We start from the raw sequence: 26,680 nt of genomic DNA, 5'->3' as shown, positions 1-26,680 counted from the left end.
GCGCCCGATGCCGGACCGGAGCGTCCCGCCGGCGCTCGTCCGCTGATCACGGGCCGGCTGGTGCCCGGTCCGCGCCGTCGTCCAGGCGGCGGTCGGCGGCGGCCAGCCCGTCGGCGTCGTCGACCTCCTCGGCCACCGCCGCCGCGTCCGCCCAGTGCCGCCGCGCCTCGGACCGGTCGCCCAGCTCGGCGGCGGCGTCACCGAGGTACAGCAGGGTCCGCGCGAGCCCCGGGGTGGGGCGGCTCTCCTCGCGCAGCCGCCGGCTCTCGGCCAGCAGCTCGTATGCCGCGCGTGCCTGGGCCGGCGTGGCGGTCAGCAGCGTCGCACCGGCGTTGAGCAGCGCCGCCGCCCGGCTGGTCGGGTCGCTGACCGACTCGTACTCGCGCAGCGCGGCCCGCCAGGCCTGCGCGGCGTCCAGGTGCTCGCCGAGGGCGGAGTGCACCAGCACCAGGTTCGTCAGCGCCGCGGCGTAGCCGCGCGCGTCACCGACCGACCGGAACGTGTTGGCCGCCCGCACGAGGTGGTGGTGGGCGGTGTCCAGCTCGCCCCGGGCCAGCTGCGCCGCGCCGAGGCCCAGGTCGGTGAGCGCGAGCCCGGCCCGGTCCGCGCCCGAGCGGTGCCGGCGGGACAGCTCCAGGTGCTCCACCGCGTCGTCGAGCTGCCCCAGGTCGAGCAGGGCCAGGCCGAGGTTCATCCGGGCCTGGGCGGTGCCCCGCCTCCCACGCTCGGCCACCGCCAGGGTGAGCGCGGCGGCGGCCCCCTGCGGGTCGTGCCGGCGCCGGCGCAGCACCCCCAGCTCGTTGTGCGCCCATCCGGCGATCTCGGGCCGGTCGTCGGCGGTCGGGGTGTTGAGCACCGTCCGGCACACCTGCTCCCACTCGTCCAGCCGCTCGGCGTGTGCCAGCCACCCGCAGAGCGCCACGGCCAGCCGGAACCACCACCGTCGCACCCGCCGGGGCAGCGTCTCGGCCGCGCCGGCCGGCACCCGCACCACCGCCAGCAGCAGCTCCTGGTGCAGGTCGAACCAGCCGTACGGGTCGTCGTCCAGCGGCAGTGACCACTCCCGGTCCGGTGGGGAGCCGAGCACGGCCAGGTTGGCCGCGTGCCGTTCGGCCCGGCGGGCCAGGTGCCGGGTCAGTCGGGCCTGCGCGGCGACCCGGGCCCGCGCGGGATCGGCACTTCGCAGGTGCAGCCGGGCGTTGCCGGCGAGCAGCGGGCGGATCTCGTACCGGTCGCCGGGAGCGCCGACCACGAACGCCGCGGCGGCCAGCTCGTCGAGCAGCGCCGTCACCCGCTCCGGGTGTCGACCGGCCAGCGCGGCGATGGCCGGCCGGTCCACCGGCGCGGGGGCCAGCGACATCAGCCGGTACAGGCGGCGGGCCTCGCGGGTCAGCGCCCGGTACGCGGTGTCCCGCTCGGTGACCAGCCGCGCCGCCGGCGAGATGGTGACCCGCTGGTGCGGGGGTGTCTGCACCGCGCGGCGCAGCGCGTCCAGCACGTCGGCGTGCCGCCAGCCGTGCTGCGCGGTGCGGTAGCCCAGCGCCCGGACGGTGCGTGGCTGCTGCCCGCACAGCTCGACGATCTCGCGGACCGCCGGGTCGCTCCGCGGGTCCGCGCGGCGGATCCGGGCGGCTGGCGCGGCCACGCCGGCGGCGGCGAACAGCTCCACCGCCTCGGCCGGGCCCGGCTCGGCGATCCAGTGCGCGACCACGCCCTCGAGCCCGCTCAGCGCCGGGCCGCCGGCGAGCAGCAGCCGGCAGGTGCGTGCGGTGGGCGGAAGCAGTGGCCGGACCTGCTCGGGGCGGTCGACGTTGTCGAGCACCAGCAGGATCTTGCGGCCGTCGAGCTGGCGGCGCAGCGCGTCGGCGGCGACCGCGAGGGCGTCCGGCCGGCCCGAGGTGGGCGGCGCGGTGCCCAGGACCCCGGCCAGCGCGGTGAGCACCTGCCGGGCGGACCGGGGTCGGCCGCCGCGGCGCAGGTCGAGGTAGTACTGCCCGTCGGGGAAGTCCTCCCGGCACAGGTTCGCCGCCTGCACGGCGCAGGCGGAGGTGCCCACCGCCCGCCGGCCCAGCACGGCCACCGCGTGCTCGCGCGCGAGCAGCCCGAGCACCGCGTGCACGTGCTCGTCGCGTCCGGTGAAGCCGGCCGGATAGGGCAGCGTCGGCGCGCCGGTGGCCGGTACGGCGACGACGTCGGTGGGCTCCGGGCTCACCTCCCGGGCGGCGCGGCGGCGGCGCATCTCGAACACCACGAAGCCGACTCCACCGCTGATCACCAGCACGATGCTGGCCGGCCCGAGCACGCTGGCGGCCAGCTCGGAGAGCAGGTTGCTGGCCAGGTTGCCGAGCACCCCGCTGACCAGCGTGCCGACCGCGATGAGCACCGGCCAGCGCGGCCCCCGGCCGGTGCCGGTGGGGCTGGTCACCGGACGCCCCCGGAGACCAGCCCGGCGACGAGGTGCCGCCGGGCGAGCACCACCAGCACCACCGGCAGCACCGAGGCGAGCACCGAGCTGGCGGCCAGCAGACCGCTGTTGCTCACGAAGCCGCGGGTCTGCCCGGCCAGGAACAGCCCCAGCGGTGCCGCCTCCGGCGAACTGAACAGCAGACCCACCACCAGGTCGTTCCAGACCTGGACGAACTCCAGCACGGAGACCGCCACCACGGCGGGCAGGTTGTGCCGGGCCAGCCGGCGCAGGGTGCCCCACCAGCGCCGTCCGCCCAGCCGGGCGCCGCGCACCTGCTCGGCCGGCAGGTCGGCGAACGCGTTGCGCAGCACCAGCACCGCGAACGGCACGCCCAGCGCCACGTGCACGAGGGCCAGGCCGCGGGCGGTGCCGGAGGAGAGCACGAGGCCCAGCACCTCGTTGACCGGTCCGGCGATGACCTGGACCGGCACCACGCTGGCCGCGAGCAGCAGCAGCCCGGTGGCCTGCGCGGCCGGCCCGGTCAGCCACGCCAGCGGGTACGCGGCCAGCAGCGCGACCACCAGCACCGTGGCGGTCACCACGGTGGCCAGCAGCAGCGTGAACGCCAGCGTCCGCCACAGCTCCGTGCCGGTGAGCAGGGCGCGGTAGGAGCCGATGCCCGGCGGTGCCGACCACCAGCCGCGCGCGGCGGCGTCCACCCGCCCGTGCATGGAGGTGGCGACCAGCACCGCCAGCGGCACCAGCCAGGCCACCGCGGCACCGGCCGCGAGCAACCGGAACACCCGCCGGGGCGGGGCGACCCGGCCCGGGTCCGGTGGTGTCTCGGCACGCGGGGGCGGCCACGCCTGCCGGACGAACAGCGCCGCCACCAGGATCCCGCCGACGACCGCGACCATCCACACCACGCCGAGGGCCGCGCCCTCGCCGGTGGTGGTGCCACCCGAGGTCTGCCACACCCGCAGGGCGAGCACGGCGGCCTCGTCACGGACCGAGCCGGGAGTCATCACCAGGATCAGGTCGAAGGTGCGGCTGGTCCCCACCGCCACCAGCGCGAAGACGACGGCGACGGTCCGCAGCAGCAGCGGCCGCCACTGCGCGTCCCACAGCACGTGGCGTCGACCGCCGCCGTAGGCGCGGACCGCGTCGGCCAGGCTCGGCGGGACCGCGTCCAGCGCGGCGCGGAAGACCAGCACGGCCAGCCCCACCCACGCCCAGACGAACGCCGACATCAGCGCCACCGTGACCAGGCCCGGCCCGAGCAGTTGCGGGGCGTCCTCGGCGGACCGGCCGGTCAGCCGCGCCGCGACCAGCGTGGCGAGGCCCCGGGTCGGGTCGGGGTCGTACATCAGGCGGAAGGTCACCCCGGTGACGACCAGCGGCAACGCCACCGGCACCAGCAGGATCAGGCGGACCAGCCCGCCCTCCTGCGAGCGGCGGGACGCGGCGGCGAGCAGGTAGCCCAGCGCCGTCACCACCGCCGGCACCAGCACCGCCCAGAGCACCGTGCGGCCGACCACCGCGCCGGTGCCCGGCGCGGCGAGCGCGGTCTCGAAGTGATCCACGCCGACCCAGCGACCGTCGGTGGTCACGCTGGCGTGCAGGGTGCGCAGCACCGGCCACACCACCAGGCCACCGAGCAGCACGATGGCGGGCAGCAGCAGCGCGGAGGTGGCCCCGGCCGCGGGGTACGCCCGGCCACGCCGGGGCGGCCCCACGTCGTCGAGCACCGCCAGCTCGCCGAGCACCCGGACCTGGCTCATCGGCCGCTGCCCGCGCTGCGTGCCGCTGCGGCGAGCTGGCCGGTGGCCCGACGGATCGCGTCGGCGGCGGACACGCCGTCGGTGACGTCGGCGAAGAAGTCCTGCATGATGCGCCAGATGCCCAGGCCGTCGGAGCCGGTGAACGGCCCGGGCAGCTGGTCGGAGAGGTCGAAGCGCAGGGTGCCGGGGGCGCGCATCTCGCCGGCGAGCTGGCGGCGGACCGGGTCGACGTAGCCGTCCAGCGGGATGGTGGTGTTGGGCGACAGGTAGCCGCCGGCGCGCAGCCAGGGCTGGAACGAGTCGGCCCTGGTGAGCCACTCGACCAGCTCGACCCCGCCCCGGGCGTCGACGAACGCCACCGCGGCGTCGCCGCCGACGATCAGTGGGCCGCGCCCGCCGGGCCGGGTGCTCGGGAACCGGAAGGTGACCGGCTCCTCCGGGCCGCGCCGGAACGTGCCGACCACCTCGGCGGTGAAGTCGGCCTCGAAGACCATGACCGCGCGCCGGGAGCGCACCACCTGGATCACCGACTCCTCGTACTGGGTGAGCAGGGCGCGGCGCCCCCCGCCGGGGAAGGCTCCGTCGATGCTCCACAGCTCGGCGAGCCGGTCCAGGGCGTCGCGCACGGGCCGGCCCTGCCAGTCGGCGTCCGGCCCGGCGAGGGCGTCGTAGGCGTCCGGTGCCAGGTCGGCCAGCACGTTCTCGAACCAGTCGGTGAGCACCCAGCCGTCCGCCGCGCCGATCGCCAGCGGTGCCGGGCCGGCGCCGCGCCGGGCGACTGCGCCGAGGCGGCGGGTCAGCGTGACCAGCTCGTCCCAGCTGCCGGGCGGGTCGGGCAGCACCGACGGCAGGCGCCAGATCAGGGACTTGTGCGCCGCCTTCACCCAGACGCCGTAGCGCCGGTCGCGGGTCATCAGCAGGTCGCTCAGCCCGGTGGGCACCGCGTACTCCGTCGATGGGCGCACGGGGCTCAGCCACCCCCGCCGGGCGTACTCGGTGACCAGGCCGGGGCGCGGCAGGATCGCCACGTCCGGGCTGGTGCCGGCGAGATGCCGGGCGCGCAGGAACGCGTCGATGTCGTTGCCGGCGCTGACCACGTGCACCGGGGCGGGGTAGCCAGCGACGACCCTGCGGAACCGCTCCAGCTCGCTTCCGCTCCAGACGACGGCCACCTGCACCGACCGGGTGCCTCCGGTGCAGCCGGCGGCGGTCACCGCGGTGCCGGCCGCGGCGGCGCGCAGCAGGCTACGCCGGCTCACCCGGCCCGTCGGCGTCACCGGCTGATCCCGTCGGGCTCGGTGAGCAGCTCGTGCCGGCGGGGGATCTCGGTCAGGGCGGCCTGGTCCGCAGTGCACACGAGCACGGCCACCCCGGGTGCGTCCGGTGGGGAGAGTCGGGGCAGCAGATCGCCGAGGCGGCTGCCGCCGGCCGGGTCGGTGGGCAGGTCGATGACGAGCACCTCGGGCAGGCACACCGCAGCCCGGGCCAGGGCGACCCGGAAGCGCTGGGCGTCGGAGAGCAGGTGCGGCAGCAGGGCCAGCGTCGGCGCCAGCTCCAGCCGGTCCACCACGGTGGCCGTCCAGTCGTCGGCCACCTCGTGCACCCGTTCGCGTTTGCGCTGGCCGTACTCGATGTTGCGGCGCACGGTGAGCTGCGGCAGCAGCGCGCCGCCGGCGGGCACGTAGCCGATCTGCCGGCGTGGCGGCGGCAGGGCGGTGACGTCGCGGTCGCCGACCAGGACGCGGCCGGTGACCGGGGTGGCGAGCCCGGCCAGCACCCGCGCGACGGCCGTGCCGACCCGGGGTGGTGCCACCAGGGCGGCCGTCGAGCCGGCCGGGACGTCGAGGGTCACCGGCCCGGTGCCGGGGACGGCGACCAGTGCGCGTAGCCGTAACGTGACCCTCACCTCCGGTGACCGCTGGTGACCGTCCCAGGGTGGCACACCGTGCCGACGGTCGATGCCCCTCGGATCTTCCACTGTGGAGAAGCCGCCCGGGGCGGGCTGTCACCGGGCGGACTGGTCGGCAGGCGCGTAGAGGGCGGCCAGCCCGGCCGCCGTGGCGGTCAGCTGCTCGCGCAGCGCGACCGGGGTCAGCACCTCCACGTCGGCGCCGAGGCGCAGCAGATCGCCATGGGCGTGGGTGAGCGACTCGATCGGCAGCACGGCGGTCACCCAGCCTTGCCCGTCGGGCGGCCCGGCGCTGGCGTCCATCGCGGCGACCACCGGATCGCTGCCGATCTCCCGCAGCCGTGCCCGGCCGGCAGGGGAGAGCCGGACGGTGGCCTCGTCGCGGTGCAGGCGGGCCCGGAACTGCACCACGTGTGCCCGCCACCAGGCCGGCAGGTCGAAGTCGGCCGGCCGCTCGAACCCCTGCTCGAGCGGGGTCAGCGCGAGGATCTGGTTGACCCGGTAGGTCGCCGGTGCGCCCCGACCGGGCTGGTCGGCCACCACGTACCAGCGGCCGCCCTTGAGCACCAGGCCGTACGGCTCCAGCACCCGGGTCACCTCACCCCGCCAGCTGCGGTAGCGCACCTCGATGCGGTGCTGCCGCCAGACCGCCTCGGCCGTGCGGGCCAGCTCGGGGGAGGCGTCGCCGTCGGCGTACCAGCCGGGTGTGTCGAGGTGGAAGCGTTGTTGGAGCTGGGTGGCGCGGTCGCGCAGCGGCGCGGGCAGCGCGGCGTGCAGCTTGAGTTGCAGCGCGGCCACCACGTCGCCGTAGCCCAACTCGCCGGCGGGCCCGGGCAGCCCGGCGAGGAAGAGCCGGTCGGCTTCCTCGACGGTCAGCCCGGTCAACCGGGTCCGCCAGCCGTCGACCAGTTGGTAGCCGCCGGCGTGCCCGGCCTCGCCGTAGAGCGGGATGCCGGCGGCGTGCAGCGACTCCACGTCCCGGTAGATGGTGCGCGGCGAGACGGCCAGCCGCTCGGCGAGCTGCGCGGCGGTCAGCCGGCCGTGCGACTGGAGCAGCAGCAGGACGGAGAGAAGTCGACTCGCTCGCACTTCACTGACACTAGCTGTCAGGGGAGTGGTCCTACCGTCCCGGCATGGCATTTCGCGACAAGGATCTACGAACACCGGGACCGGTCATGGTGGACGGCCGGCAGCTCAAGCGCTACCACATCGACCAGCCGGAGCAGCGGATCGAACCGGAGGTGGAGAAGGCCGCGTACGACCTGCTGCCGGCGCTGCTGGCCGACGTGGAGGACGACGGCACGCCGGCCGCCGGGTGGGTGGTGCTGCACCGGGGGGCGGACAGCGGCGCCTACCTGCTGGCGTACACCTGGATGTGGGACAACGTGGTGGAGGTCCGCATCGCGGCGGCCGGGCAACCGGCACTGGACTGCCCGGACGATGATCCGACACACTTCGTCGACCTGCGCCGTCCCGGAGCGGGCTGCGTCTGGGAGTTGGCGGTGCTGGAGCACGAGCGCGCCGCCTGGGTCCGGCACATGCTGGTGCCGGAGAGCCCCGACCTGACCGGTTACCTGCACGACACACGAGCGGAAGGGCCGGTGGGCCGCTGATGGGCGACTTCGACTTCTTTGTGGGCACCTGGAACGTGGTCAACCGCCGGCTGCGCAAGCGGCTGGTCGGCTCGGACGAGTGGGAGGAGTTTCCGGGGCTGTCGACCGCCCACGGCTTCTTCGGCGGCGGCGGCCACTTCGACGAGATCACCTTCCCGACGAAGGGCTCGGCCGGCGCCACGATCAGGATCTTCGACCCGGCGCGCCAGGAGTGGTCGATCTACTGGATGAACAGCGATCGCGGCGAGTTGGAGCAGCCGCCGATGGTGGGCCGCTTCGTCGACGGCGTCGGCCGCTTCTACGCCGACGACCAGCACGAGGGGCGCCCGGTCCGGTGCCGGTTCATCTGGTCGGGGATCACCGCGACCACCGCCCGCTGGGAGCAGGCGTTCTCCGCCGACGGCGAGCGCACCTGGGAGACCAACTGGATCATGGAGTTCACCAAGGCGGCGGAGTAGGTCAGCTCGACGGTCGGGGAGTGGTGTCGCGGTAGATGCCGGCCATCCAGAGGTCGAGCAGCACGTCCACCACGTCCCGCTCGGCGACCGCGGGACCGTCGCCGGCGAACGTGGCGTACCAGACGCGCTCGTTCATCGAGTTGAGCGCGATGGCGAGGTCCCGGGCGGGTAGGCCGTCCGGGGCCGCGCCGCGTCGTCGTTCCGCCTCGATGGCCGCCTCGATGGCCTGCACCCAACGCTCCAGCACCGCCGCCCAGAGCCGGCGTACCTCGGCGTTGGTGCCACGGACCTGCGCGCAGGCGAGCACCAGCGCGCGGTGCGCGCCGAACGTCTCGTGGAACCGGTGGATCAGCTCACGCCAGCGTGCCCGGGGGTCCTCGGCGAGGCGTACGAGCACGTCTCCGGCGGCCGCGTCGGCCTCCTCGGTGACCCGGTCCAGCAGGGTCAGCAGCACCGCGTCCTTGGACGGGAAGTAGAAGTAGAACGTCGGCCGGGAGATGCCCGCACCTCGGGCCAGGTCGTCGATCGAGATGTCGGCGAACGCGCGCTGCTCCAGCAACCGTTCGGCGGTCCCGAGGATCGCCGTCTCCCGGTCGTCGCCGGTGGAGCGGGCGGCGCGGCGACCCCGTGCGCCGGCCTTCCCGGTGCCGGTGGGGGAGGTCGTCATGGCCGCTGATGCTACCCGAACTCAACACCCTGTCGACGAAACTCGACAGGGTGTTGACGGGTGTCGACGTCGATGGATAGTGTCCGGTCCACTGCCCCGGATGGAGGAACGCCATGACCTCCGACCACGTCGACGTGCTCATCATCGGCGCCGGCCTGTCCGGCATCGGCGCCGCCTGCCACCTGCGCCGCGACTGCCCCGACAAGACGTACGCGGTGCTGGAGGCGCGCGACGCCATCGGCGGCACCTGGGACCTGTTCCGCTACCCGGGTGTCCGGTCCGACTCGGACATGTTCACCCTCGGCTACTCCTTCAAGCCGTGGACCGACCCGAAGGCCATCGCCGACGGCGCGGCGATCCGGGAGTACGTCCGGGAGACGGCCCGCGAGTACGACGTGCAGCGGCACATCCGTTTCTCCCACCGGGTGCTGCGCGCCGAGTGGGACAGCGCCACCGCCCGCTGGACGGTGCACGCCCAGCGCACCGACACCGCCGAGACCACGGTGTTGACCTGCTCGTTCCTCTTCGCCTGCGCCGGCTACTACCGCTACGACGAGGGCTACACGCCACCGCTGCCCGGCATCGACGCGTACACCGGGCGGTTGGTGCATCCGCAGCACTGGCCCGACGACCTCGACCACAGCGGCAAGCGGGTCGTGGTGATCGGCAGCGGCGCCACCGCGGTCACCCTGGTGCCGGCCATGGCGCAGCAGGCCGCCCACGTGACCATGCTCCAGCGCTCACCGACGTACGTCATGGCGCTGCCCTCACGGGACGTGCTGGCCGACGCGCTGCGGCGCTGGCTGCCGGCGAGGGCCGCGTATCCGGTGGTGCGCTGGAAGAACGTGCTGTTGTCCACCCTCAACTTCCAGTTGAGTCGGCGCGCGCCCGGGCTGGTACGGCGGCTCCTGCGCCGGGCCGCCAAGGGTCGGCTGCCGGTCGGCTACGACGTCGACCGGCACTTCTCGCCCCGCTACGACCCCTGGGACCAGCGGCTCTGCGTGGTGCCCGACGGTGACCTCTTCACCGCGTTGCAGGAGGGCCGGGCGTCGGTGGTCACCGACACCATCGACACGTTCACCGCGCACGGCGTCCGCCTCACCTCCGGTGACGAGCTGCCCGCCGACGTCGTGGTCACCGCCACCGGGCTCAACCTGCTGGCCCTCGGTGGCCTGACGCTCACCGTGGACGGCGCCGAGGTCGACCTGGCGAGCACCGTCGCCTACAAGGGCATGATGCTCTCCGGCGTACCGAACTTCGCGCTGACCATCGGCTACACCAACGCCTCGTGGACGCTCAAGGCCGACCTGGTCGCCGGCTACGTCTGCCGGCTGCTGCGCCACCTGGACCGCACCGGCCAGCAGGTCGTCACCCCGCTCCCGCCGCCCGACGACGAGCGGGTCCCGCTCATCGACCTGCACTCCGGGTACGTGCTGCGCAGCATCGACGCGCTGCCCAAGCAGGGCGCGGCGGCGCCGTGGCGGCTCTACCAGAACTACGCGCGCGACGTGCTGCTGATGCGGCACGGCCGGCTGACCGACGAGGGAGTGCGGTTCTCCCGCGCTCGTGGCGCCGTCGACCCGGCCGAGTCGGCCGGCACCCGGGTTGCCTGAGCGGCGCATCCCCGAGCACATCCCGGCCTCCGCCGGAGACCCGCCAGGAGAGGAGCACCCATCGTGCAGAGGTTCGACTTCGCCGGTGCCACGGCCGTGGTCACCGGCGCGGCCAGCGGCATCGGTGCCGCACTGGCGCACGCCCTGGCCCGCCGGGGCAGCGACCTGGTCCTGCTGGACCGTGACGCCGAGCGGCTGGACGTGGTCACCGCCGCGATCCGCGCCGAACACCCGGACCGCCACCTGCACACCCATGTGGTGGACCTCGCCGACGAGGCGGCCACCGGCCAGGTGGCCGCGGAGATCGGCCAGCGGCATCCGAGGGTCCGGCTGTTGATCAACAACGCCGGTGTCGGCCTCGGCGGCCGGTTCGACCAGGTGACGTACGACGAGTTCCGTTGGGTGATCGACGTCAACTTCCGGGCCGTGGTGCAGCTGACCCACGCGTTGCTGCCCGCCCTCAAGGCGGAGCCGGGCGCGCACCTGGTCAACATCTCCAGCCTGTTCGGGCTGATCGCGCCGGCCGGGCAGACCGCCTACTCGGCGAGCAAGTTCGCGGTACGCGGCTTCACCGAGGCCCTGCGACACGAGCTGGTCGACGACGGCATCGGCGTCACCTCGGTGCATCCCGGCGGGATCCGCACCCGGATCACCGAGAACGCCCGGGTCGGCAGCGGCGTCTCCCACGAGGAGTACGCGGCCGGCCGGGCACAGTTCGAGAAGCTGCTCACCATCGCGCCGGAACGGGCCGCCGAGGTGATCCTGCGTGGCGTCGAGCGTCGCCGGGGCCGGGTGCTGATCGGCTGGTCGGCGAAGGTGCCCGACCTGCTCGCCCGACTCCTGCCGGCCTCCTACAACCGGCTGCTCGTCACCGGCCTGAACCGGGGCGTCGTCCGCCCGGCGACCGCCGCCGCGCCCACCGCCGCCGCGCCGGCCGCCGACGTGGCCGGCGGCTGACGGTCAGGGCGGGCTGCTGCCCCGCTTCTCCTCCTGGGCGAGCACCGCCTCGCGGTGCTCCGGCTCGTCGCGGCGGGCCAGCTCGGCCGCGAGCCGGGGGTCGGCCACCAGCCGGTCCCGGTTGCGGTGCAGGAAACTCTCGAAACCCCCGGTGTACGGGCACGCCAGGTCGCCGAGCGCCCGCTCCGGCGCGTAGCGGCAGCCGGAGCAGTAGTCACTCATCTCGTCGATGTCGGTGCCGTCCACCGCGTACGGTCGCGTGTCCACCCGGGCCAGGTCGGCGTACTGGCTCATGCCGATCACGGTCGCGTTCATCACCCAGTCGGTGCCGTCCACGAAGCACTGCCGGAACCAGTCCACGACCTCGGCCGGGCGCCAGCCGCGCTGCAACGCGTAGTTGCCCAGCACCAGCAGTCGGGGGGCGTGGTGCGTCCACGCCCGGTCCCGGACGCTGGCGAGCACGTCGGACAGGCAGCGGGCCTCGACCGCGTCGGCGTCCAGCTCGGCGAACCACTCCGGCAGCGGCTCGGTGGCGGCCAGCCAGTCGGCGCCCCGGAACCCCGGCTCGAAGTACCAGTAGAGCTGCCAGAGGAACTCGCGCCAGCCGAGCAGCCCCCGGATGAACGGCTCCACCGCCGTACGCGCAGCGGTGCCGGCCCGCCATGCCTGCTCGGCGGCGCGGACGGCCGGCTCGGGGTCGAGCAGCCCGAGGTTGAACGAGGACGAGAGCACCGAATGCGCGAACAGCGGGTCGTCGACGCTCATCACGTCGGCGTAGCGGCCGTACCCGGGCAGCCGGTGGGTCAGGAAGTGCTCCAGCCGGGCCTGCGCCTCGGCGTGCGTGGCCGGATACCGGCGGGGGCCGTCGCGGCCGACGAACCGCACCCCGTCGGCCGCCCACCGGTCCAGCTCGCGACGGACCTGCGCGTCGATGTCGTCCTCGACGATCGGCGGTGGCGGCGGTGGCGGTGCCGCCGGCGTGGCGTGGCCCTCGGTGCGGGGTCGCCCGGTCGTGTCGCCCGGGGCGGCGGTCAGCACACCGTGCCGGCGGCGGGCGTGCCGGTAGAAGTCGGTCATCCGCAGCGGGCCGCGCCGGGCCCGGTCCGCCCAGGAGGCGAAGTCGGCCTGGCTGGTGACGAAGCCGCGCGGCGGCAGCACGGTCAGCCCGGGGACCGACCGGGCGAAGCGCAGCGCCGCCCGGGAGTGCGGATGGCACACCTCCACGGGCTCGCCGACCTGCGCCAGCGCCTCTCGGAACGTGTCGGTCCGCAGCAGCAGCGCCCGGTCGCCCAGCTCCGCGGCGCGGTGCCGCAGCGCGGAGAGGATCAGGTGCGCCTTCTGACGGTGCATGGGCCGACGGCGGAACATCTCCCGGATCTCCACCAGCAGCACCGGCTGGTCGGGGTCGTCGAGGAAGTGTGGCCCGAGCTGGTCGGCCAACAGCCATCGGCGGCGAAGCATGCCGCAATTCTGCCGACTTCCGGGCCGTCGCGCCCGGTGGCGGGCCGGAACCCCGGGGGTGCCGAATCAGGCCGGGTCGGCGTCAACCGGCATCGTGCCCCGTCGGACGTCGCGCCTGCGCATCAACACCGTCAGCGCCACCAGGGCGAAGAGGAGCAGCGCGAGCACGTGGACCGGGGCCGGGCCCAGCGGCGCGAGCAGCGCCAACAGCGCGACGACGGGAAAGGCGACGACCACCGCCCCGTGCTGCTGCCGGCGGACGTGCAGCACCCAGACGGTGAGCAGGTAGACGGCGACCGGGACGGCGACCGCGTACCCGGCGGTGACCCCGGAGACGTGCCCGATGTGCCGCTCGTGGTCCACCGCCACGACCAGGCCCGCGCCGACCGCGGCGACCGCGGCGAAGATCAGATAGTGGCCGTAGCCCCAGACCAGCGAGTAGGGCAGCCGGTCGGGCGCCTCGATCGGCCGGTCGAAGTAGAGCCACCAGAGCGCGAACACGATGATCACACCCGCCGCGGTGAGCGTCCACAGGTTCTGGTCGCCGGCGTCCAGCTCGGTCTGGATCGCCACCGAGACGGACAGCACCACCTCACCGAGCACGATGAGGGTGAACAGTCCGTACCGCTCGGCGATGTGCCGGGGATGCCACGGGGTCATTCCAGGTCGCTCGGCCACCGCCGGCACGAGCAGGTCGGCCAGCGCCAGCAGCACGAACGACGCCATGCCCCACTCGGCGGGCAGAGCCAACCGCAGCAACCAGCCGACCTGCACCACGGTCACGCCGATCGCGTAGCGGCGTGCCGCCGCGCGGTGCGCCGGGTCGCCGACTGCCGCTCGGCTCCACTGCACGACGGCAGCCAGCCGCATCACCACGTACCCGTAGGTGATGACGGTGAAGTCGCCGTCGGCGAAGGCGCGCGGCACCCCGGCCGCCAGGATCAGTGCTCCGGTGATCTGCACCAGCGCGGTGATCCGGTAGACGTCGTCGTCGGTGTCGTAGGCCGAGGCGAACCAGGTGAAGTTCATCCACGACCACCAGATCGCGAAGAACACCATCACGTAACTGGTCACCGCGTGACCGAGGTGACCCTCGGAGACGTCGTGGTGCAGGCTGCTGGCGGCCTGCGCCACGGCCACCACGAAGCAGAGGTCGAAGAACAGCTCCAGCGGAGTGGCCGAGCGGTGCGGCTCATCCCGGGAACGGGGCCTCATCGGCCGGTAGAACGGCCGCACGGATGGGGAACGGGTCAACGCAGCTCCTCGGGTCGCCCACACGATAGCGAGCCCGGCACCCGTCCCGAGAATGATCGCCGCAGGGCGAGGTCAGCCGGCCGGGGCCACCCGGGCCGGCGGCGGCGCGACCGGCTCGCCTGCCTCACGCCGGGCCAGGGTGCGCAGGGCCGCCTCCACCTCGGCCGGCAACCGGCGCCGGCCCCGCAGCGCCCACCCCACCTCACGGCCGACGTCGAACAGCCCGCCCCGGCCGGCGGCGTCCCGGGCCACGGTGGCCGCCGTGCGCAGCACCACCCCGGCCGGGCGGCGCAGCAGCGCGGTGAGCAGCCGGTTGCGCGCCTCCATCCGCTGCCGGGCCAGCCCGTCCCGTCCCGCCGGCAGAGGCAGATGGTGAGCCACCACCTCGTCGGCGTACGCCAACTGCCAGCCGGCCGCGGCCAGGTCCATCGCCAGCAGCGCCTCCTCGCCGTACGTGCCCAGCCGCTCGGTAAAGCCGCCGACCTGCTGGAACGCCGAGCGGCGCAGCACCACCGCGCAGGCCAGGAAGCCCAGCACCGCGGGCCCCGGCGCGCCCGGCGGGGTGCCCAGCGGCGCGCGGGCCATCGCGGCGGACACCGGGTCGAGCCGCTGCTCCCGCCCGACCCGCACCTGCCCGGTGAGCAGGCCGGTGCCGGGGTGCCCCCGCAGGATTGCGGCGGCTCGTTCCAGCGCACCCGGCGCCCAGTACGAGTCGTCGTCGGCGAACGCCACGAAGGGAGTGTCGGCCAGCTCGACGCCGATGTTGCGGGCCGCGCCAGCGCCCGCGTTCCCGTCGAGCCGCACCACCCGCACCGCGGGAAAGGCCCGGGCCACCGCGGCCGGGGTGCCGTCGTCGGAGCCGTTGTCCACCACGATCACCGGGGCGGCGTGCCGGCCCAGCGTGTCGAGCAGTTGCGCACGTCGGTTGCGGGTGGCCACCACCACGGTCACGTCGGTCATGGCGGCCCTGCTACCCCGGCGCGGCCAGCTCACGCCTGCCGCGGCCGGCCGACCCTCGCGTCGGTCGGATCAGTGGTGCCGGCGGCCGTGCGTCAACCCCTCCAGCACCAGGGTCAACCCGGCGCCGACCAGCCACACGTCCTTCGCCAGGCCGCTGCCCTGCTGCGTCGGGCGCACGCTGCCCGCCTCGCGCATCCCCGGCGTCTTCAGGTAGAGCTGCACCAGGCCAACGCCGAACGCGGTCAGGCCCAGCCCGGCCAGGGTGGCCGGGACGAACGGGGCGATCAGCGCGGCCCCCAGGGCCATCTCCGAGTACGACAGCAGCTTGGCGAACCGCGCCGGCTCCAGTTGGCCGAGCTGCGGAACGGCCGCCACGGCCATCCCGTGCATGCCCTGCGCGGCCTCGCCCTCCAGGTTCCGCTTGGTCAGACCCGAGTTGAGGATGTACGCGCCGATGCTGACCCGTAGCGGCAGGTGCGCCAGCTTCATGTTCACTCCCCGTGGCCGTGGCTCGAATGCGGCCCGCGTACCCGTCCCGACCGGCGATAACCCGCCAACCGGCCGACTGGGCCAGCCGTGGTGATCGCGGTAGGTTCGCCAGGGGCCCAACGCCGGGCCGGCGCACCCGCCCGCCCGGCACCAGCTCCGCCGCAGATCACCAGCAGGAGGCGCAGTGAGCCAGGAAGTCCGGGGAGTCATCTCCCGCAGCAAGGGCGCGCCGGTCGAGGTCACCACCATCGTGGTGCCCGATCCCGGCCCGGCTGAGGCGATCGTCCGGATCCAGTCCTGCGGGGTCTGCCACACCGACCTGCACTACCGCGAGGGTGGCATCAACGACGACTACCCGTTCCTGCTCGGCCACGAGGCGGCGGGCATCGTCGAGCAGGTGGGGGAGGGCGTCACCGAGGTCGCCCCGGGCGACTTCGTGGTGCTCAACTGGCGGGCGGTCTGCGGGGTCTGCCGCGCCTGCCGCCGGGGCCGCCCCTGGTACTGCTTCAACACCCACAACGCCACCCAGCGCATGACCCTCACCGACGGCACCGAACTCGCCCCCGCACTCGGCATCGGCGCGTTCGCCGAGAAGACCCTCGTGCACGCCGGGCAGTGCACCAAGGTGGACCCGGCCGCCCGACCCGCCGCGGTGGGCCTGCTCGGCTGCGGCGTGATGGCCGGGCTGGGCGCGGCCATGAACACCGGCAACGTCACCCGCGGCGACTCGGTCGCGGTGATCGGCTGCGGCGGCGTCGGCGACGCGGCGGTCACCGGCGCGGCCCTCGCCGGCGCCACGACGATCGTCGCGGTGGACACCGACAGCCGCAAACTGGACTGGGCCCGAAAGTTCGGCGCCACGCACACCGTCAACGCCTCCGAGACCGACCCGGTCGAGGCGATCCGTGCCGCCACCGGTGGCTTCGGCGCTGACGTGGTGATCGACGCGGTGGGCCGGCCGGAGACGTGGAAGCAGGCGTTCTACGCCCGGGACCTGGCCGGCACGGTGGTGCTGGTGGGCGTGCCCACCCCGCAGATGCAGATCGAGCTGCCGCTGCTGGACGTCTTCGGGCGCGGCGGCGCACTCAAGTCCAGCTGGTACGGTGACTGCCTGCCCAGTCGGGACTTCCCCATGCTCACCGAGCTGTACCTGCAGGGCCGGCTCGACCTGGACGCGTTCGTCACCGAGGAGATCGCGCTCGACCAGGTGGAGAACGCGTTCGACCGGATGCACCACGGCGACGTGCTCCGCTCGGTGGTGGTGTTCCCGTGACCGCCCGGGTCGACCACGCGGTCACCTCCGGCACGTTCTCCCTGGACGGGCAGACCTTCGACGTGGACAACAACGTCTGGGTGCTCGGCGACGACAGCGAGTGCGTCGTCCTGGACGCGCCGCACGACGTGGACGCGATCCTCACCCTGGTGGGCGACCGCCACGTCCGGGCGATCCTGGCCACCCACGCGCACGACGACCACGTCCGGGTGGCGCCCGAGCTGGCCCGGGCCACCGGCGCGCCCGTGCTGTTGCACGCCGCCGACCGGGTGCTCTGGGACATGGTCCACCCCCAGTTGCCACCGCACGGCGAGCTGCACGACGGGCAGAGCATCGAGGTGGCCGGCACCACGCTGCGGGTGCTGCACACCCCCGGGCACAGCCCCGGCGCGTGCAGCTTCCACGCCCCGGAGCTGGGCGCGGTGTTCACCGGCGACACGCTCTTCGCCGGCGGGCCGGGTGCCACCGGCCGCTCGTACAGCGACTTCGACACCATCGTCCGGTCGATCCGTACCCGCCTGCTCAGCCTGCCGGCGGAGACTGTCGTGCACACCGGGCACGGCGACGACACCACGATCGGCGCGGAGGCCCCGCACCTGGAGGAGTGGCTGGCCCGGGGCCACTGAGCGTGGTTTTCCGGTCGCGGGCCGGTGGGCGGCGTCCGGGGCCCCCTCGTCGCCCTGCCTCGGCGCACACGCCGCGTCGGTGAGGCGGACCCGGCCGACCGGGCGCGGCAGGTACGTGTCGCCGCTCTCGGCTTCGTCCATGGCCGCTCCCTTCCGGACGGTCCCGATCTAGCGCCGCTGGCCGGCGCTATCATCCCGCTCATGGCAGCCGAGCACCCCGCACCCGTCGTCCGTCAGCTGCGCCTCGTCGTGGAGGCAGCGGACCACGAGGCGGCCGTCGCCTTCTTCCGGGACGCGCTCGGCCTGCGTGAGGAGGCGGCGTTCAGCGGCGACGGGGACGCCCGGGTGGTGATCCTGGACGCCGGCCGCGCGACCTTGGAGATCGCCAACCCGGCGCAGAAGCGCATGATCGACGAGGTCGAGGTAGGCCGACAGGTCGCGCCCCGCATCCGGGTGGCCTTCGAGGTGGACGACGCCCGAGAGACGACCTCCCGACTCGTCGCCGCCGGGGCGAGCGAGATCGCGCCACCCACCCGCACCCCCTGGCAGTCGCTCAACGCCCGCCTCGCCGCGCCGGCCGACCTTCAGATCACCGTCTTTCAGGAGCTGCACCCGCCGGAGGAGCGGGCCGAGACGGACGGCGCCAGCACCGGACGTGATCGTTCTGACCGGTCCTGACCGGTCTGACACCGTCTGACACAGACGCAACACGTCCCTTGACCTGCGTAAGGCGAGTTTCGGGTGGCTCCGGAGGTTGTCGACAGGTCCGCACGGTCCGTAACTGTTGCGTCTGTTGAAGCAGCGCAAAGGCTGTTGGGTGGGAGTGGCCTACCGCCCCGAAGGCCACTCTGCGTCACTATTGCCGGGCGCAGGCGGTGAGAGGTTGACCTGTCCGGTTTCCGGGGGTGACCGGGACCGCACCTCGCCGAGCGTGGGCATTTCCGGAATGCCCGACAGGTGAACCTGGTTGTGTCCCCCGTACCGCCGGAGCCCAAACCCTTTTCCGCGGTCATCTCCCGAGGAGTGTTCACCCCGGAGCGCTCCGCACGATCGAAAGGGCAACCATCGTGAAGGTCGACTTCACTCGATGGCTCCCCGCCATCGCTAAGGACCAGTACCGCAAGACCGCGCTGAGCGTTGTGGGTGTTGCCGCCCTCGGTGGCCTGGCGCTCGCACCGACGGCAGCCGCAGCCCCGGTCACCTCCGGGCCGCACCAGGGCGCTGTCGCCGCCATCGACCTCGCCACCGGCAAGGCCGCCACCTCCGCACGTCAGGAGGACCAGCCCGTAGAGTCCGGGCTGACGACCGGCTCCGCCACCGGCAAGCCGCCGGCCGGCAAGCCGAGCCGCGAGGAACTGATCCCCCACGGCATCGAGGGCGCCCAGTCGCGCATCCCGCTCGACGACGCGCAGCTCGCCAACGCACGGGCGATCGTCGACGCGGCCAAGAAGACCGGCGTCGGCGACCGAGGCGCGGTGATCGGTATCGCCACCTCGCTGCAGGAGTCGAAGCTGTACAACCTCGGCCACCTCGGCGCGTACAACGACCACGACTCGCAGGGCCTGTTCCAGCAGCGCCCGTCGTCCGGTTGGGGCACGCCCGAGCAGATCACCGACCCGGAGTACGCCGCCACGGCGTTCTTCAGCGCACTGAAGAACGTGGGCGGTTGGCAGGACCTGCCGCTGACCACCGCCGCGCAGACCGTCCAGGTCTCCGCGTTCCCCTACGCGTACGCGCAGTGGGAGGAGCAGGCGGCGGACCTCGTCCAGCAGCTCTGGTGATACGACAGCGATGACACACGCCGGCCGGTTCCCGAGAGGGAGCCGGCCGGCGTCGTTCGTTCGCCCGCTGTCAGCGCTGCTCCGGTGCGTCGCCGTCCGCCCCCGGAGGCTCGTCGACGTAGTACGGCACGACCTTCCGCCAGAACGCGGCGAAGAGAGCTACGCCGACGGCGATCCAGGCCAGGGCGATCGCCTTGCCCCATCCGCCGACTGCGGCGCTCCAACCCAGACCGATCAGGACAAACTCCACGCCACCCAACGCCGCAAGGCTGAGCAGGAGGTGGCGTCGCGGACCGACGCGGTCCGCCGCGCCGTCGTGACGTCCGGCGAGATACCACCAGCCAACGGCCATGGCGACGGCCACGAGCATCGCCGCCGCGCCGACCAACCGGGCGACGCCGTCGGCGACGACCAGCGTGGCCAGCCCGAGGGGAAAGAGGGGCAGGCACAGGCCGATCAACCCGCCGGCGACCGCGCCGCGCATGCTCAGCAGGCCGGGTAGAGGCGGCGGGTGCCGACACCGGCGGCGTACGCGGCCCGGTCGCTGAATCGACAGCCGTAGTCTGCCCTGGCCACCACGGCCGGATCGGTCACCGTGTCGCCGGCCGGGCGTTTGCCGGTGCGTACCCAGGACACCAGGTCGTCCCAGGCGGCGCCAGCCTCGGCGGGGCTGAACTCGCAGTGCTGCGTGGCCCGGATGGCCCGCTGCACCACCAGCTTGCTGCGGCCGTGCCGGGCCACGTCCGTGGCGTACGCCTGCTCCATGCTGAACGGCACGAACAGGTCACCGAGGCCGTGCAGGCTGAGCACTGGCGCGGTGGGCCGGCCGGCGATCCGTGGCACCTCGGTCAGCGTCGGCAGGAGTCGCTGCCGGACGTTCTCCGGGGCGATCCGCGGGACGGTGGCGTTGACGTTGACCGGGGTGTTCGGGCTGTAGCGGGTGAGCAGGTTGGTGGAGAGTTGACCGGGCCGCTGCGCGGGGGAGTCACCGCCGCTGGTCACGCTGATCGAGAAGAGGAAGTCCTTCCACACGGCGAACGCGGCGTCCGCGCCGGGCCTCGGCCCACCCGTACGGTTCACCGTGATCGCCCGCAGCTGCTTACCCCGGTCGGTGGTGGTGTCCGGCCCGGTGGGGGTGAGCCCGGCCAGACCGAGGGCCACCTGGATGCGTGGTACGGCATTCGTCAGGTAGTCGGCCGGCGTCGGGTAGGCGGGCACCCCGGCGAGGGTCTGCGCGACGAGGTTGTAGTCGAGGTAGAAGTCCAGCAGCGTCTGGTCGCCGAGCACCCCGCACATGGGCAGCGCCCCGTCGTAGTAGCCGGGGTACTGCTCCAGCGAACGGCCGATGACGTACCCGCCCATCGACACCCCCGCCAGGTAGGTGTGGTGCGGCCGGCGGATCGTCCGTCCGAAGTGCTCGGACAGGTCCTTGGTGCCCAGCACCCCGGAGCGGATGTCGAATCCGTTGCGGTCGTACGACGACGACGCCCAGGCGTACCCCTGCTCCAGCAGCCGTTGGCGCAGCCCGAAGCCGGGTTGCTCCGGCGAGAGCACCGTGCCCTGGCCGCGGTAGCCGTGCGCCCACAGCACCAGGTCACCGTTCCACCGGGCGGGGACCTCGATGATGTACCCGGCGTGGCGGTGCACGCCCTGGCGTACCGTCGTCGGTTTGCCGGCCACGACCAGCGGCGCGAGCGGCGGATTCTCGATGGTGTACCCGGGCAGCGGCTGGCCGCCTGTCGGGTCGCGGTCGGCGGCGCTGGCCGGCGCCGCGCCGGCCAGCCCGACCGCCAGGGTCAGGGTCGCGGTGGCGCCGAGCAGACGGCGGAGGGTACGGACGGGTGTGGACAGCATCGGTGCTCCCCATCGGACGGATGTCGCCCGGGGGCGACCAGGCGGGACGGTTGCCTACCGGCCGGTAGCGCCCTGAACCTAGAACCGCCGTCGACCGGAGTCAATGGCTGCGCTGATCGCTCGGTCAGGCTCAACTGTCCGGCCGGTCAGAGCACGCCGTGGTGGTGGGGCCCGGCTGTGTGACCTCGCAGGTCGGTCGGGTTGACTGGTCGCCGTGGACGAGTCGATCTGGGAGGCCGCCCGAGCGTCGCGTGGCTGGTTGGACGCGGCGAACGGCACCGGGCAGACGGAACTGACCTGCCGCATTCTCAAGCTGACCGAGGAGGCGGGGGAGGCCTCGGCCGCCTGGATCGGTCTGCTCGGGCAGAATCCGCGCAAGGGCGTCACCCACACCCGCGAGGACGTTGCGGCGGAACTGGCCGACGTCGCCTTCACGGCGCTGGTGGCAATCGAGAGCCTGGGCCTGGATGCGCGGACGGTGCTCGACTCCTGCGCCGCCAAGGTCCGCTCCCGACTCGCCGGCTGACCGGCCGCAGCCCGCCGCCGGTGGTGCCGGCGACTTCCTTGGGGCCACGCAGCAAGCCAAGCCCGCCGGGTGGCGGTCGCGGTCGTGGCCGCGATACCTGTGAGGCATATATATACCTGTGAGGTATCGCCGGTGTCGCCGAGACCCGGCCGGGCGTCGCCCCGTGGCGGGTGATCGACTCGTTGTCGGTGATGTCGTGGTTTCCCCGGCGTCAGGATGCCCGATGTCAGGGATGCCGAGTGGATCACCCTCCGCAGGGGCCGGTGTGACTCCGGACTGGTCGGGCGACTGACCCGCGAGTGGCCTGTTGTCCGGTTCATGCCGCATTGACCTGTGATCCGGTGCATCCGTGCGGCGGAATGGGGGCCGGTCGGGGGTCGTTACATACCCTGACGATCGCAGCACCACGGCCCGCCGCCCCGACCCCCGCCGGGTTGGAATGCCAGGCCACCCCCGGTCGTTACACATCCCCTGAACGACCGCACCAGCACCCGCACGTCAGGGTGCCGCACCCCGGAATGAGCCTGGCCCGGCGGTCGTTACACACAGACCCGGCGCCACGAGCCCTGCGCCCGTGAGCCGCCGTGAGACTTTTCCTCCCGTGTTTGAGAGCGCCGGACGAGGTGCTTGCACCCCTATGCCGTTCCCCCCGAGCGGTGATGCGGGTGTCTACCCCCGTGAAGGAGCTACCCCCATGAACACGATCATGCGTAAGAGCATGCTGTCCGTTGCTGGTCTGGCGTTCGCCGGTGGTGTGTTCGCCGGTCCCATCGCCGCCCACGCCGCTGCTCCGGTCGATGCGAAGCCGGTTGCGGTTGCGGTGCAGACCGTCAAGCCGCAGGGCGAGCAGTCGCACATCGATCTGAACGATGAGCAGACGGCGAACGTGAAGGCGATCATCGCCGCGACGAAGAAGGCGGGCCTGCCCGAGCGGGCCGCGGTCATCTCGATCGCGACGAGCCTGCAGGAGTCGAAGCTGGAGAACCTGGGCCACCTCGGCGACCGCAACGATCACGACTCGCTGGGTTTGTTCCAGCAGCGACCGAGCTCGGGTTGGGGTACCCCGGAGCAGATCACCGACCCCGACTACTCGACCACCGCGTTCCTGAAGGGTTTGAAGCAGGTCGACGGGTGGCAGGACATGCCACTGACCGACGCCGCGCAGACCGTGCAGGTATCGGCCTACCCGGACGCCTACGCCCAGTGGGAGCAGCAGGCCACCGACCTCGTCGCCCAGCACTGGAACAGCTGACCCGTATAGAGCAATCTGATCGCTGGCCGGCACCCGACACGGGTGCCGGCCAGCGGCGTCTGCATCACCACCGTGAATCTCCGCAGGCAACGGAGCGGAGTGGCGCGATCGGCGCGGAGTGATCCGATCCGGGGGTGGGTACGTACGTACCCCCGGCGGGGACCGGCGGAGGGACGAAGGCATGGTGGCAGTGGGGCACGGCACGGATCGCCAACCGGGGCCGGAGCCGCCGACGGCTGACGAGGCAACGCCCCAGCGCTGGTCGAGCGAGGCTCGGATCCTGCTGGCCGCCGCAGTCGTCGTGCTGATCCTCGGTGCCGCCGCAGTGGCCGTGATCGTCGCCGACCCGCACCGCCTCGGCATGGCCTACTCCGGCGCCCCCGACGGCGCCGGACCAGACGGCACTGGTCCCGATGGTGCCGGAAGTTCGGCCGGTGCCGCCGAGCCCACCGGGCGCGGAGGTGTCGCGCCGGGCGGTGACGGCGCTGCGGCGGTCGGGCAGACGATGACCGCGCCGCTGGCGGGCCGGCGGCAGGCCACCTTCGTGCTCGTCGACGGGCTGTCCTCCTTCGATCTGCGGGTGGCGGATCTGGGTGACGACCTCTACCGGATCAGCAGCCCGGCCGGCTCGGGTGTGGTTCCGCGACCGGCGGTGCTGGGCGAGCGCGTCCAGCTCGGCGTGGTGGCGACCGGTACGTCCGGGGAGCGGGCCGTGCGGGTGCACCTCAACGAACGGGTCGACTGGCGCCTCCACTTGTCCGGCGGGGTGAGCAGCCAGGTGCTCGACCTGACCCGCGCTCGGCTGCTGGGCATGGAGCTTGGCGGTGGGTCGTCCCGTACCGAACTCCTCCTGCCACCCCTGAACGGCACCACGACGGTGCGTCTGACCGCCGGAACGAGCCAACTCGACGTCCGGGTGCCCGGCGAGCCGCCGGTACGGGTGCGCGTGGGAACTGGCGCCGGCTCGGTCGTGGTGCGTGACGAGCGGTGGGCCGGGGTGGCCGCCGGGGCGCTGCTGAGTACGCCGGGATGGGACCGGTCGGCGGACCGGCTCTACCTCGACCTGGTGGCAGGAGCCAGCAGCGTGACGGTGGCCTCCAGCACCCGGTGACGCCCGGGGGCGGTAGCCGCAGGTGGGAAGGGTCGCAGGGGCGGGTGGGCGCGAGCGTACAGTCGGGCGGTGGAGCGTACTGAATCGATGCCGGCGGAGACCCGACCGCCCGGCGTGGCCGCCGTCGATCCCGGCAGTGTGCTGCTGCCCGGCCACGACGTGCCGCTGGGCCGGTACACGACCGTGCGGCGGCTGCTGCCGCAGCGCCCGCGCCGGATGGTCGGCGCCTGGTGCTTCGTGGACCATTTCGGGCCGGACGACGTGGCGGAGCGGCCCGGTATGGAGGTGCCGCCGCACCCGCACACCGGGCTGCAGACGGTGACGTGGCTGTTGGACGGCGAGATCCTGCACCGGGACAGCCTCGGCAACGTCCAGCCGATCCTGCCCGGTCAGCTGAACGTGATGACCTCCGGGCACGGGATCTCCCACTCGGAGCGGTCGCCGGACAGGCATCCGCCGGTGATGCACGGCGTGCAGCTCTGGGTGGCGTTGCCGGACCCGGCGCGGGCCGGCGCGGCGGACTTCGCCCACCACGCCGACCTGCCGCGGTGGCGTGACGGCGAGCTGGACGTGACCCTGCTGGTCGGCGAGTTCGCCGGCGAGCGGTCGCCGGCTGTGGTGCACACGCCACTGGTCGGTGTGCAGTTGGAGCTGGGTGGGTCGGCGCCGACCACGCTGCCGCTGCGGCCCGACTTCGAGTACGCGCTGCTGGCGATGAACGGCTCCGCCGAGGCCGGCGGGGTCGGGTTCGAGCCGGGGGCGCTGCTCTACCTGGGCTCGGGTCGTCGCGAGCTGACCGTGCGGGGCGGTGCCGGGGCTCGGTTGCTGCTGCTGGGCGGGACGCCGTTCGAGGAGCCGCTGGTGATGTGGTGGAACTTCGTCGGTCGCTCCCACGAGGAGGTCGCGGCGGCGCGGGAGGACTGGATGGCCGGGCGCCGCTTCGGTGTGGTCGCCGACGATTTGGCTCCGCCGTTGCCGGCGCCCGCCCTGCCCACAACCCGGCTCAAGGCCCGCGACCGCACGGGCGGCCTGCACGGCTGACGCTGCGTGCCATGCCGACGGCGTGTGACCGACGGTGGCGCGGGTAGTCGCCGGCATGCCGACCAGTCTGATAACTCCGATGGAGGACCGGAAGCGCCTGGCCCGCCGGCTTGCCGGCAGTGGACGGGGCTTCGCCGAGCAGTACGGCTTCCGGGTCATCAACAACCCGGCGAGCCTGTTCCAGGTGCTCTACCTGTCGGTGCTACTGGCCCGACGAGGTGACTTCCGCCGGGCGTTGGACGGCGCCGGCGCGCTACGCGACGCGGGCTGGGACAGCGCGGCCCGGCTGGCCCGTTCCCTGCATCAGGACCGGGTGCGGGTGCTGCGCGACAGCGGCCAGCGCGGCGACGTGGACGCGTTGGCGGACGCGCTGGGCGATCTGGCCCGCACGGTCGTCGAGCGGTACCGGGGTGACCTGCGGCGGTTGCGCGCGCTGGCGCACCACGACCCGGCCCGGGAGCGGGCGCTGCTCGCCGAGCTGCCGGGGGTCGACGATCAGGTGATCGACCTGTTCCTGCGCGAGGCGCAGGCGTTGTGGCGGGAGGTCGCGCCGGTGGCCGACCGGAGGGCGTTGGCTGCGGCCCGCCGGCTCGGTCTGGGACGGTCGGCCGACGACCTGGCCGGGTTGGCCGGCAGCGGGGAGTCGGAGCGGCTGGCCTGGCTGGTGGGGGCGCTCGCGCGGGTCGACCTGGAGCACCGGTACGCGGAGCTGACCGGTAGACCATGACGTGCCCTGGCCCACAGTTCCCCAAAATCTAACCGTACGGGGGATGTTCTGTCGTATGGTTGTACCCGGCAGTGACAGCCGCTCGGTTCGGGCGGCCTCCACCGCCTGGTGATCGCGCCCGGTTCGGACGTGACTCACCGCCTGGGCAGGTTTGCGTGGCGCCCCCGGTCGCGGTTCGTGACCCCGGGGCGCCCGCCTGTCCCGGCGACCAGCCCGCCGCCCGTGCCGCATCCGGGTCAGGTGGGCGCTCAGCGGGCCAGACCGGCCAGCAGGTTCACCGTCACGGCGATGATGAACGCGCCGAAGAGGTACGAGATCATCGAATGCCGCAGGACGGTGCTGCGCATCTCGTTGCTGGTCAGGTTGGTGTCCGAGACCTGGAACGTCGTCCCGATCGTGAACGCCACGTACGCGAAGTCGGTGTAGCGGGGCGGCTCCGGCTGGTTGAAGTTGATCCCGCCGTCCGGGCCGGTGTAGTAGATCCGGGCGTATCGGGCGGCGAATACGGTGTGCACCACCAGCCAGGACAGCAGCACACTGAACACGCCCAACGCGCCGTCCACCTCCCGGGCCATCCCGGGCGGCGCGGCGCGGGCGGTGGCCAGCACCAGTCCCACCGCCAGCAGGCTGGCCAGGCAGGCGATCAGCAGCACCACGTCGCGGATGGCCCGGTTGGGGTCCTCGTACGAGGCGACCCGGGAGGTCCGCGTGGCGTCCAGCGGCCAGAGTCTGCGCCAGACCAGCCCCAGCCAGCTCAGGGCTGCCGCGTCCCAGCCGACCAGCGGGGCGAGCTGAGGCGACAGCGTCGCGGCGAAGACACTGCCGGCGACGACGCCGACCACTCCCACCAGAGCGAGCTGGAACGCGGCGGGAGTGTGCCCGTACGGCGGGCGCGACAGCGGGCCGGTTCTGGTCATCCG

Annotated in this window: 25 protein-coding genes and 1 pseudogene; 13 read left to right on the top strand and 13 right to left on the bottom strand. The window is 73.6% G+C overall.

Annotated features, from left to right (window positions below; translation table 11 throughout):
• Window positions 1-46: 46 nt before the first annotated feature.
• The 5 genes from M8C17_RS04025 to M8C17_RS04005 form a co-directional block, all read right to left on the bottom strand.
• On the bottom strand, window positions 47-2,425 hold the full coding sequence (locus M8C17_RS04025) for a tetratricopeptide repeat protein (RefSeq protein ID WP_252414947.1): 2,379 nt from the start codon (window positions 2,423-2,425) through the stop codon (window positions 47-49).
• Entirely contained in the window at window positions 2,422-4,188 is a 1,767-nt protein-coding gene (locus tag M8C17_RS04020) for an ABC transporter permease subunit (RefSeq protein WP_252414946.1), read from the bottom strand. The genes M8C17_RS04025 and M8C17_RS04020 overlap by 4 nt, the downstream gene beginning before the upstream one ends.
• Window positions 4,185-5,465, bottom strand: coding sequence for an ABC transporter substrate-binding protein (locus M8C17_RS04015; RefSeq protein ID WP_252414945.1), 1,281 nt, complete (start codon window positions 5,463-5,465; stop codon window positions 4,185-4,187). Before M8C17_RS04015 ends, M8C17_RS04020 begins: the two co-directional genes overlap by 4 nt.
• On the bottom strand, window positions 5,462-6,094 hold the full coding sequence (locus M8C17_RS04010) for an ATP-binding cassette domain-containing protein (protein ID WP_252414944.1): 633 nt from the start codon (window positions 6,092-6,094) through the stop codon (window positions 5,462-5,464). The genes M8C17_RS04015 and M8C17_RS04010 overlap by 4 nt, the downstream gene beginning before the upstream one ends.
• 99 nt (window positions 6,095-6,193) lie before the next feature.
• Complete coding sequence (locus M8C17_RS04005) at window positions 6,194-7,186, bottom strand: YafY family protein (protein ID WP_252414943.1); 993 nt, start codon at window positions 7,184-7,186, stop codon at window positions 6,194-6,196.
• 44 nt (window positions 7,187-7,230) lie between these two features.
• Between M8C17_RS04005 and M8C17_RS04000 the strand changes: the two genes are divergently transcribed.
• Together M8C17_RS04000 and M8C17_RS03995 are read left to right on the top strand one after the other, a co-directional pair.
• Complete coding sequence (locus M8C17_RS04000) at window positions 7,231-7,710, top strand: hypothetical protein (RefSeq protein WP_252414942.1); 480 nt, start codon at window positions 7,231-7,233, stop codon at window positions 7,708-7,710.
• Window positions 7,710-8,168 (top strand): hypothetical protein, encoded by a 459-nt coding sequence (locus tag M8C17_RS03995; protein WP_252414941.1) that lies wholly within the window; start codon window positions 7,710-7,712, stop codon window positions 8,166-8,168. Before M8C17_RS04000 ends, M8C17_RS03995 begins: the two co-directional genes overlap by 1 nt.
• Before the next feature lie 11 nt (window positions 8,169-8,179).
• Here the strand turns inward: M8C17_RS03995 and M8C17_RS03990 are convergent.
• A pseudogene (locus tag M8C17_RS03990) lies at window positions 8,180-8,835 on the bottom strand (TetR/AcrR family transcriptional regulator); the annotation flags it as partial.
• Window positions 8,836-8,948: 113 nt separating this feature from the next.
• Between M8C17_RS03990 and M8C17_RS03985 the strand changes: the two are divergent.
• Window positions 8,949-10,448: an NAD(P)/FAD-dependent oxidoreductase gene (locus M8C17_RS03985; RefSeq protein ID WP_252414939.1), complete on the top strand. Its 1,500-nt coding sequence runs from the start codon at window positions 8,949-8,951 to the stop codon at window positions 10,446-10,448.
• Window positions 10,449-10,511: 63 nt separating this feature from the next.
• Window positions 10,512-11,405 carry an SDR family oxidoreductase gene (locus M8C17_RS03980; RefSeq protein WP_252414938.1) on the top strand — a complete coding sequence of 298 codons (894 nt, stop codon included), beginning with the start codon at window positions 10,512-10,514 and terminating at the stop codon, window positions 11,403-11,405.
• Window positions 11,406-11,408: 3 nt separating this feature from the next.
• Here M8C17_RS03980 and M8C17_RS03975 read toward each other — a convergent pair whose 3' ends face one another.
• The 4 genes from M8C17_RS03975 to M8C17_RS03960 form a co-directional block, all read right to left on the bottom strand.
• A complete protein-coding gene (locus M8C17_RS03975) occupies window positions 11,409-12,866 on the bottom strand; it encodes a cryptochrome/photolyase family protein (RefSeq protein WP_252414937.1) in 1,458 nt (485 codons plus the stop codon).
• A gap of 66 nt (window positions 12,867-12,932) precedes the next feature.
• Window positions 12,933-14,120, bottom strand: coding sequence for a low temperature requirement protein A (locus tag M8C17_RS03970; protein WP_252414936.1), 1,188 nt, complete (start codon window positions 14,118-14,120; stop codon window positions 12,933-12,935).
• Between the two features lie 72 nt (window positions 14,121-14,192).
• Window positions 14,193-15,080, bottom strand: coding sequence for a glycosyltransferase family 2 protein (locus M8C17_RS03965; RefSeq protein WP_252414935.1), 888 nt, complete (start codon window positions 15,078-15,080; stop codon window positions 14,193-14,195).
• Window positions 15,081-15,149: 69 nt separating this feature from the next.
• Complete coding sequence (locus M8C17_RS03960; RefSeq protein ID WP_252414934.1) at window positions 15,150-15,569, bottom strand: hypothetical protein; 420 nt, start codon at window positions 15,567-15,569, stop codon at window positions 15,150-15,152.
• Between the two features lie 184 nt (window positions 15,570-15,753).
• Here M8C17_RS03960 and M8C17_RS03955 point away from each other — a divergent pair, with 184 nt between their 5' ends.
• From M8C17_RS03955 to M8C17_RS03940, 4 genes are all read left to right on the top strand, one after another.
• Window positions 15,754-16,842: an S-(hydroxymethyl)mycothiol dehydrogenase gene (locus M8C17_RS03955; protein WP_252414933.1), complete on the top strand. Its 1,089-nt coding sequence runs from the start codon at window positions 15,754-15,756 to the stop codon at window positions 16,840-16,842.
• Window positions 16,839-17,468 carry an MBL fold metallo-hydrolase gene (locus tag M8C17_RS03950; RefSeq protein ID WP_252414932.1) on the top strand — a complete coding sequence of 210 codons (630 nt, stop codon included), beginning with the start codon at window positions 16,839-16,841 and terminating at the stop codon, window positions 17,466-17,468. Before M8C17_RS03955 ends, M8C17_RS03950 begins: the two co-directional genes overlap by 4 nt.
• 201 nt (window positions 17,469-17,669) lie before the next feature.
• Window positions 17,670-18,146: a VOC family protein gene (locus M8C17_RS03945; protein ID WP_252414931.1), complete on the top strand. Its 477-nt coding sequence runs from the start codon at window positions 17,670-17,672 to the stop codon at window positions 18,144-18,146.
• 389 nt (window positions 18,147-18,535) lie between these two features.
• Window positions 18,536-19,249 carry a hypothetical protein gene (locus tag M8C17_RS03940; protein WP_252414930.1) on the top strand — a complete coding sequence of 238 codons (714 nt, stop codon included), beginning with the start codon at window positions 18,536-18,538 and terminating at the stop codon, window positions 19,247-19,249.
• A gap of 70 nt (window positions 19,250-19,319) precedes the next feature.
• Here the strand turns inward: M8C17_RS03940 and M8C17_RS03935 are convergent, their stop codons facing one another.
• A complete protein-coding gene (locus M8C17_RS03935) occupies window positions 19,320-19,733 on the bottom strand; it encodes a hypothetical protein (RefSeq protein WP_252414929.1) in 414 nt (137 codons plus the stop codon).
• A gap of 2 nt (window positions 19,734-19,735) precedes the next feature.
• A complete protein-coding gene (locus M8C17_RS03930) occupies window positions 19,736-21,103 on the bottom strand; it encodes a hypothetical protein (RefSeq protein ID WP_252414928.1) in 1,368 nt (455 codons plus the stop codon).
• Between the two features lie 214 nt (window positions 21,104-21,317).
• Here M8C17_RS03930 and M8C17_RS03925 point away from each other — a divergent pair, with 214 nt between their 5' ends.
• The 5 genes from M8C17_RS03925 (at window position 21,318) to M8C17_RS03905 (ending at window position 25,760) form a co-directional block, all read left to right on the top strand.
• The gene (locus tag M8C17_RS03925) at window positions 21,318-21,629 is read left to right on the top strand and encodes a MazG-like family protein (protein ID WP_252414927.1); all 312 of its coding nucleotides are present in this window, start codon (window positions 21,318-21,320) and stop codon (window positions 21,627-21,629) included.
• A 694-nt stretch (window positions 21,630-22,323) separates the two neighbouring features.
• Window positions 22,324-22,881, top strand: coding sequence for a hypothetical protein (locus M8C17_RS03920; RefSeq protein WP_252414926.1), 558 nt, complete (start codon window positions 22,324-22,326; stop codon window positions 22,879-22,881).
• A 181-nt stretch (window positions 22,882-23,062) separates the two neighbouring features.
• On the top strand, window positions 23,063-23,992 hold the full coding sequence (locus M8C17_RS03915; RefSeq protein ID WP_252414925.1) for a cell wall-active antibiotics response protein: 930 nt from the start codon (window positions 23,063-23,065) through the stop codon (window positions 23,990-23,992).
• 69 nt (window positions 23,993-24,061) lie between these two features.
• The gene (locus M8C17_RS03910; RefSeq protein ID WP_252414924.1) at window positions 24,062-25,033 is read left to right on the top strand and encodes a pirin family protein; all 972 of its coding nucleotides are present in this window, start codon (window positions 24,062-24,064) and stop codon (window positions 25,031-25,033) included.
• A gap of 55 nt (window positions 25,034-25,088) precedes the next feature.
• A complete protein-coding gene (locus M8C17_RS03905; protein WP_252414923.1) occupies window positions 25,089-25,760 on the top strand; it encodes a hypothetical protein in 672 nt (223 codons plus the stop codon).
• Between the two features lie 248 nt (window positions 25,761-26,008).
• Here M8C17_RS03905 and M8C17_RS03900 read toward each other — a convergent pair whose 3' ends face one another.
• The gene (locus tag M8C17_RS03900) at window positions 26,009-26,677 is read right to left on the bottom strand and encodes a DUF1345 domain-containing protein (RefSeq protein WP_252414922.1); all 669 of its coding nucleotides are present in this window, start codon (window positions 26,675-26,677) and stop codon (window positions 26,009-26,011) included.
• Window positions 26,678-26,680: the final 3 nt, after the last annotated feature.

Source organism: Micromonospora sp. RHAY321, assembly GCF_023896955.1.
Lineage (GTDB): Bacteria > Actinomycetota > Actinomycetes > Mycobacteriales > Micromonosporaceae > Micromonospora.
The sequence above is the reverse complement of the archived record's forward strand: the minus strand, read 5'-3'. Positions and strand labels throughout refer to the sequence as shown.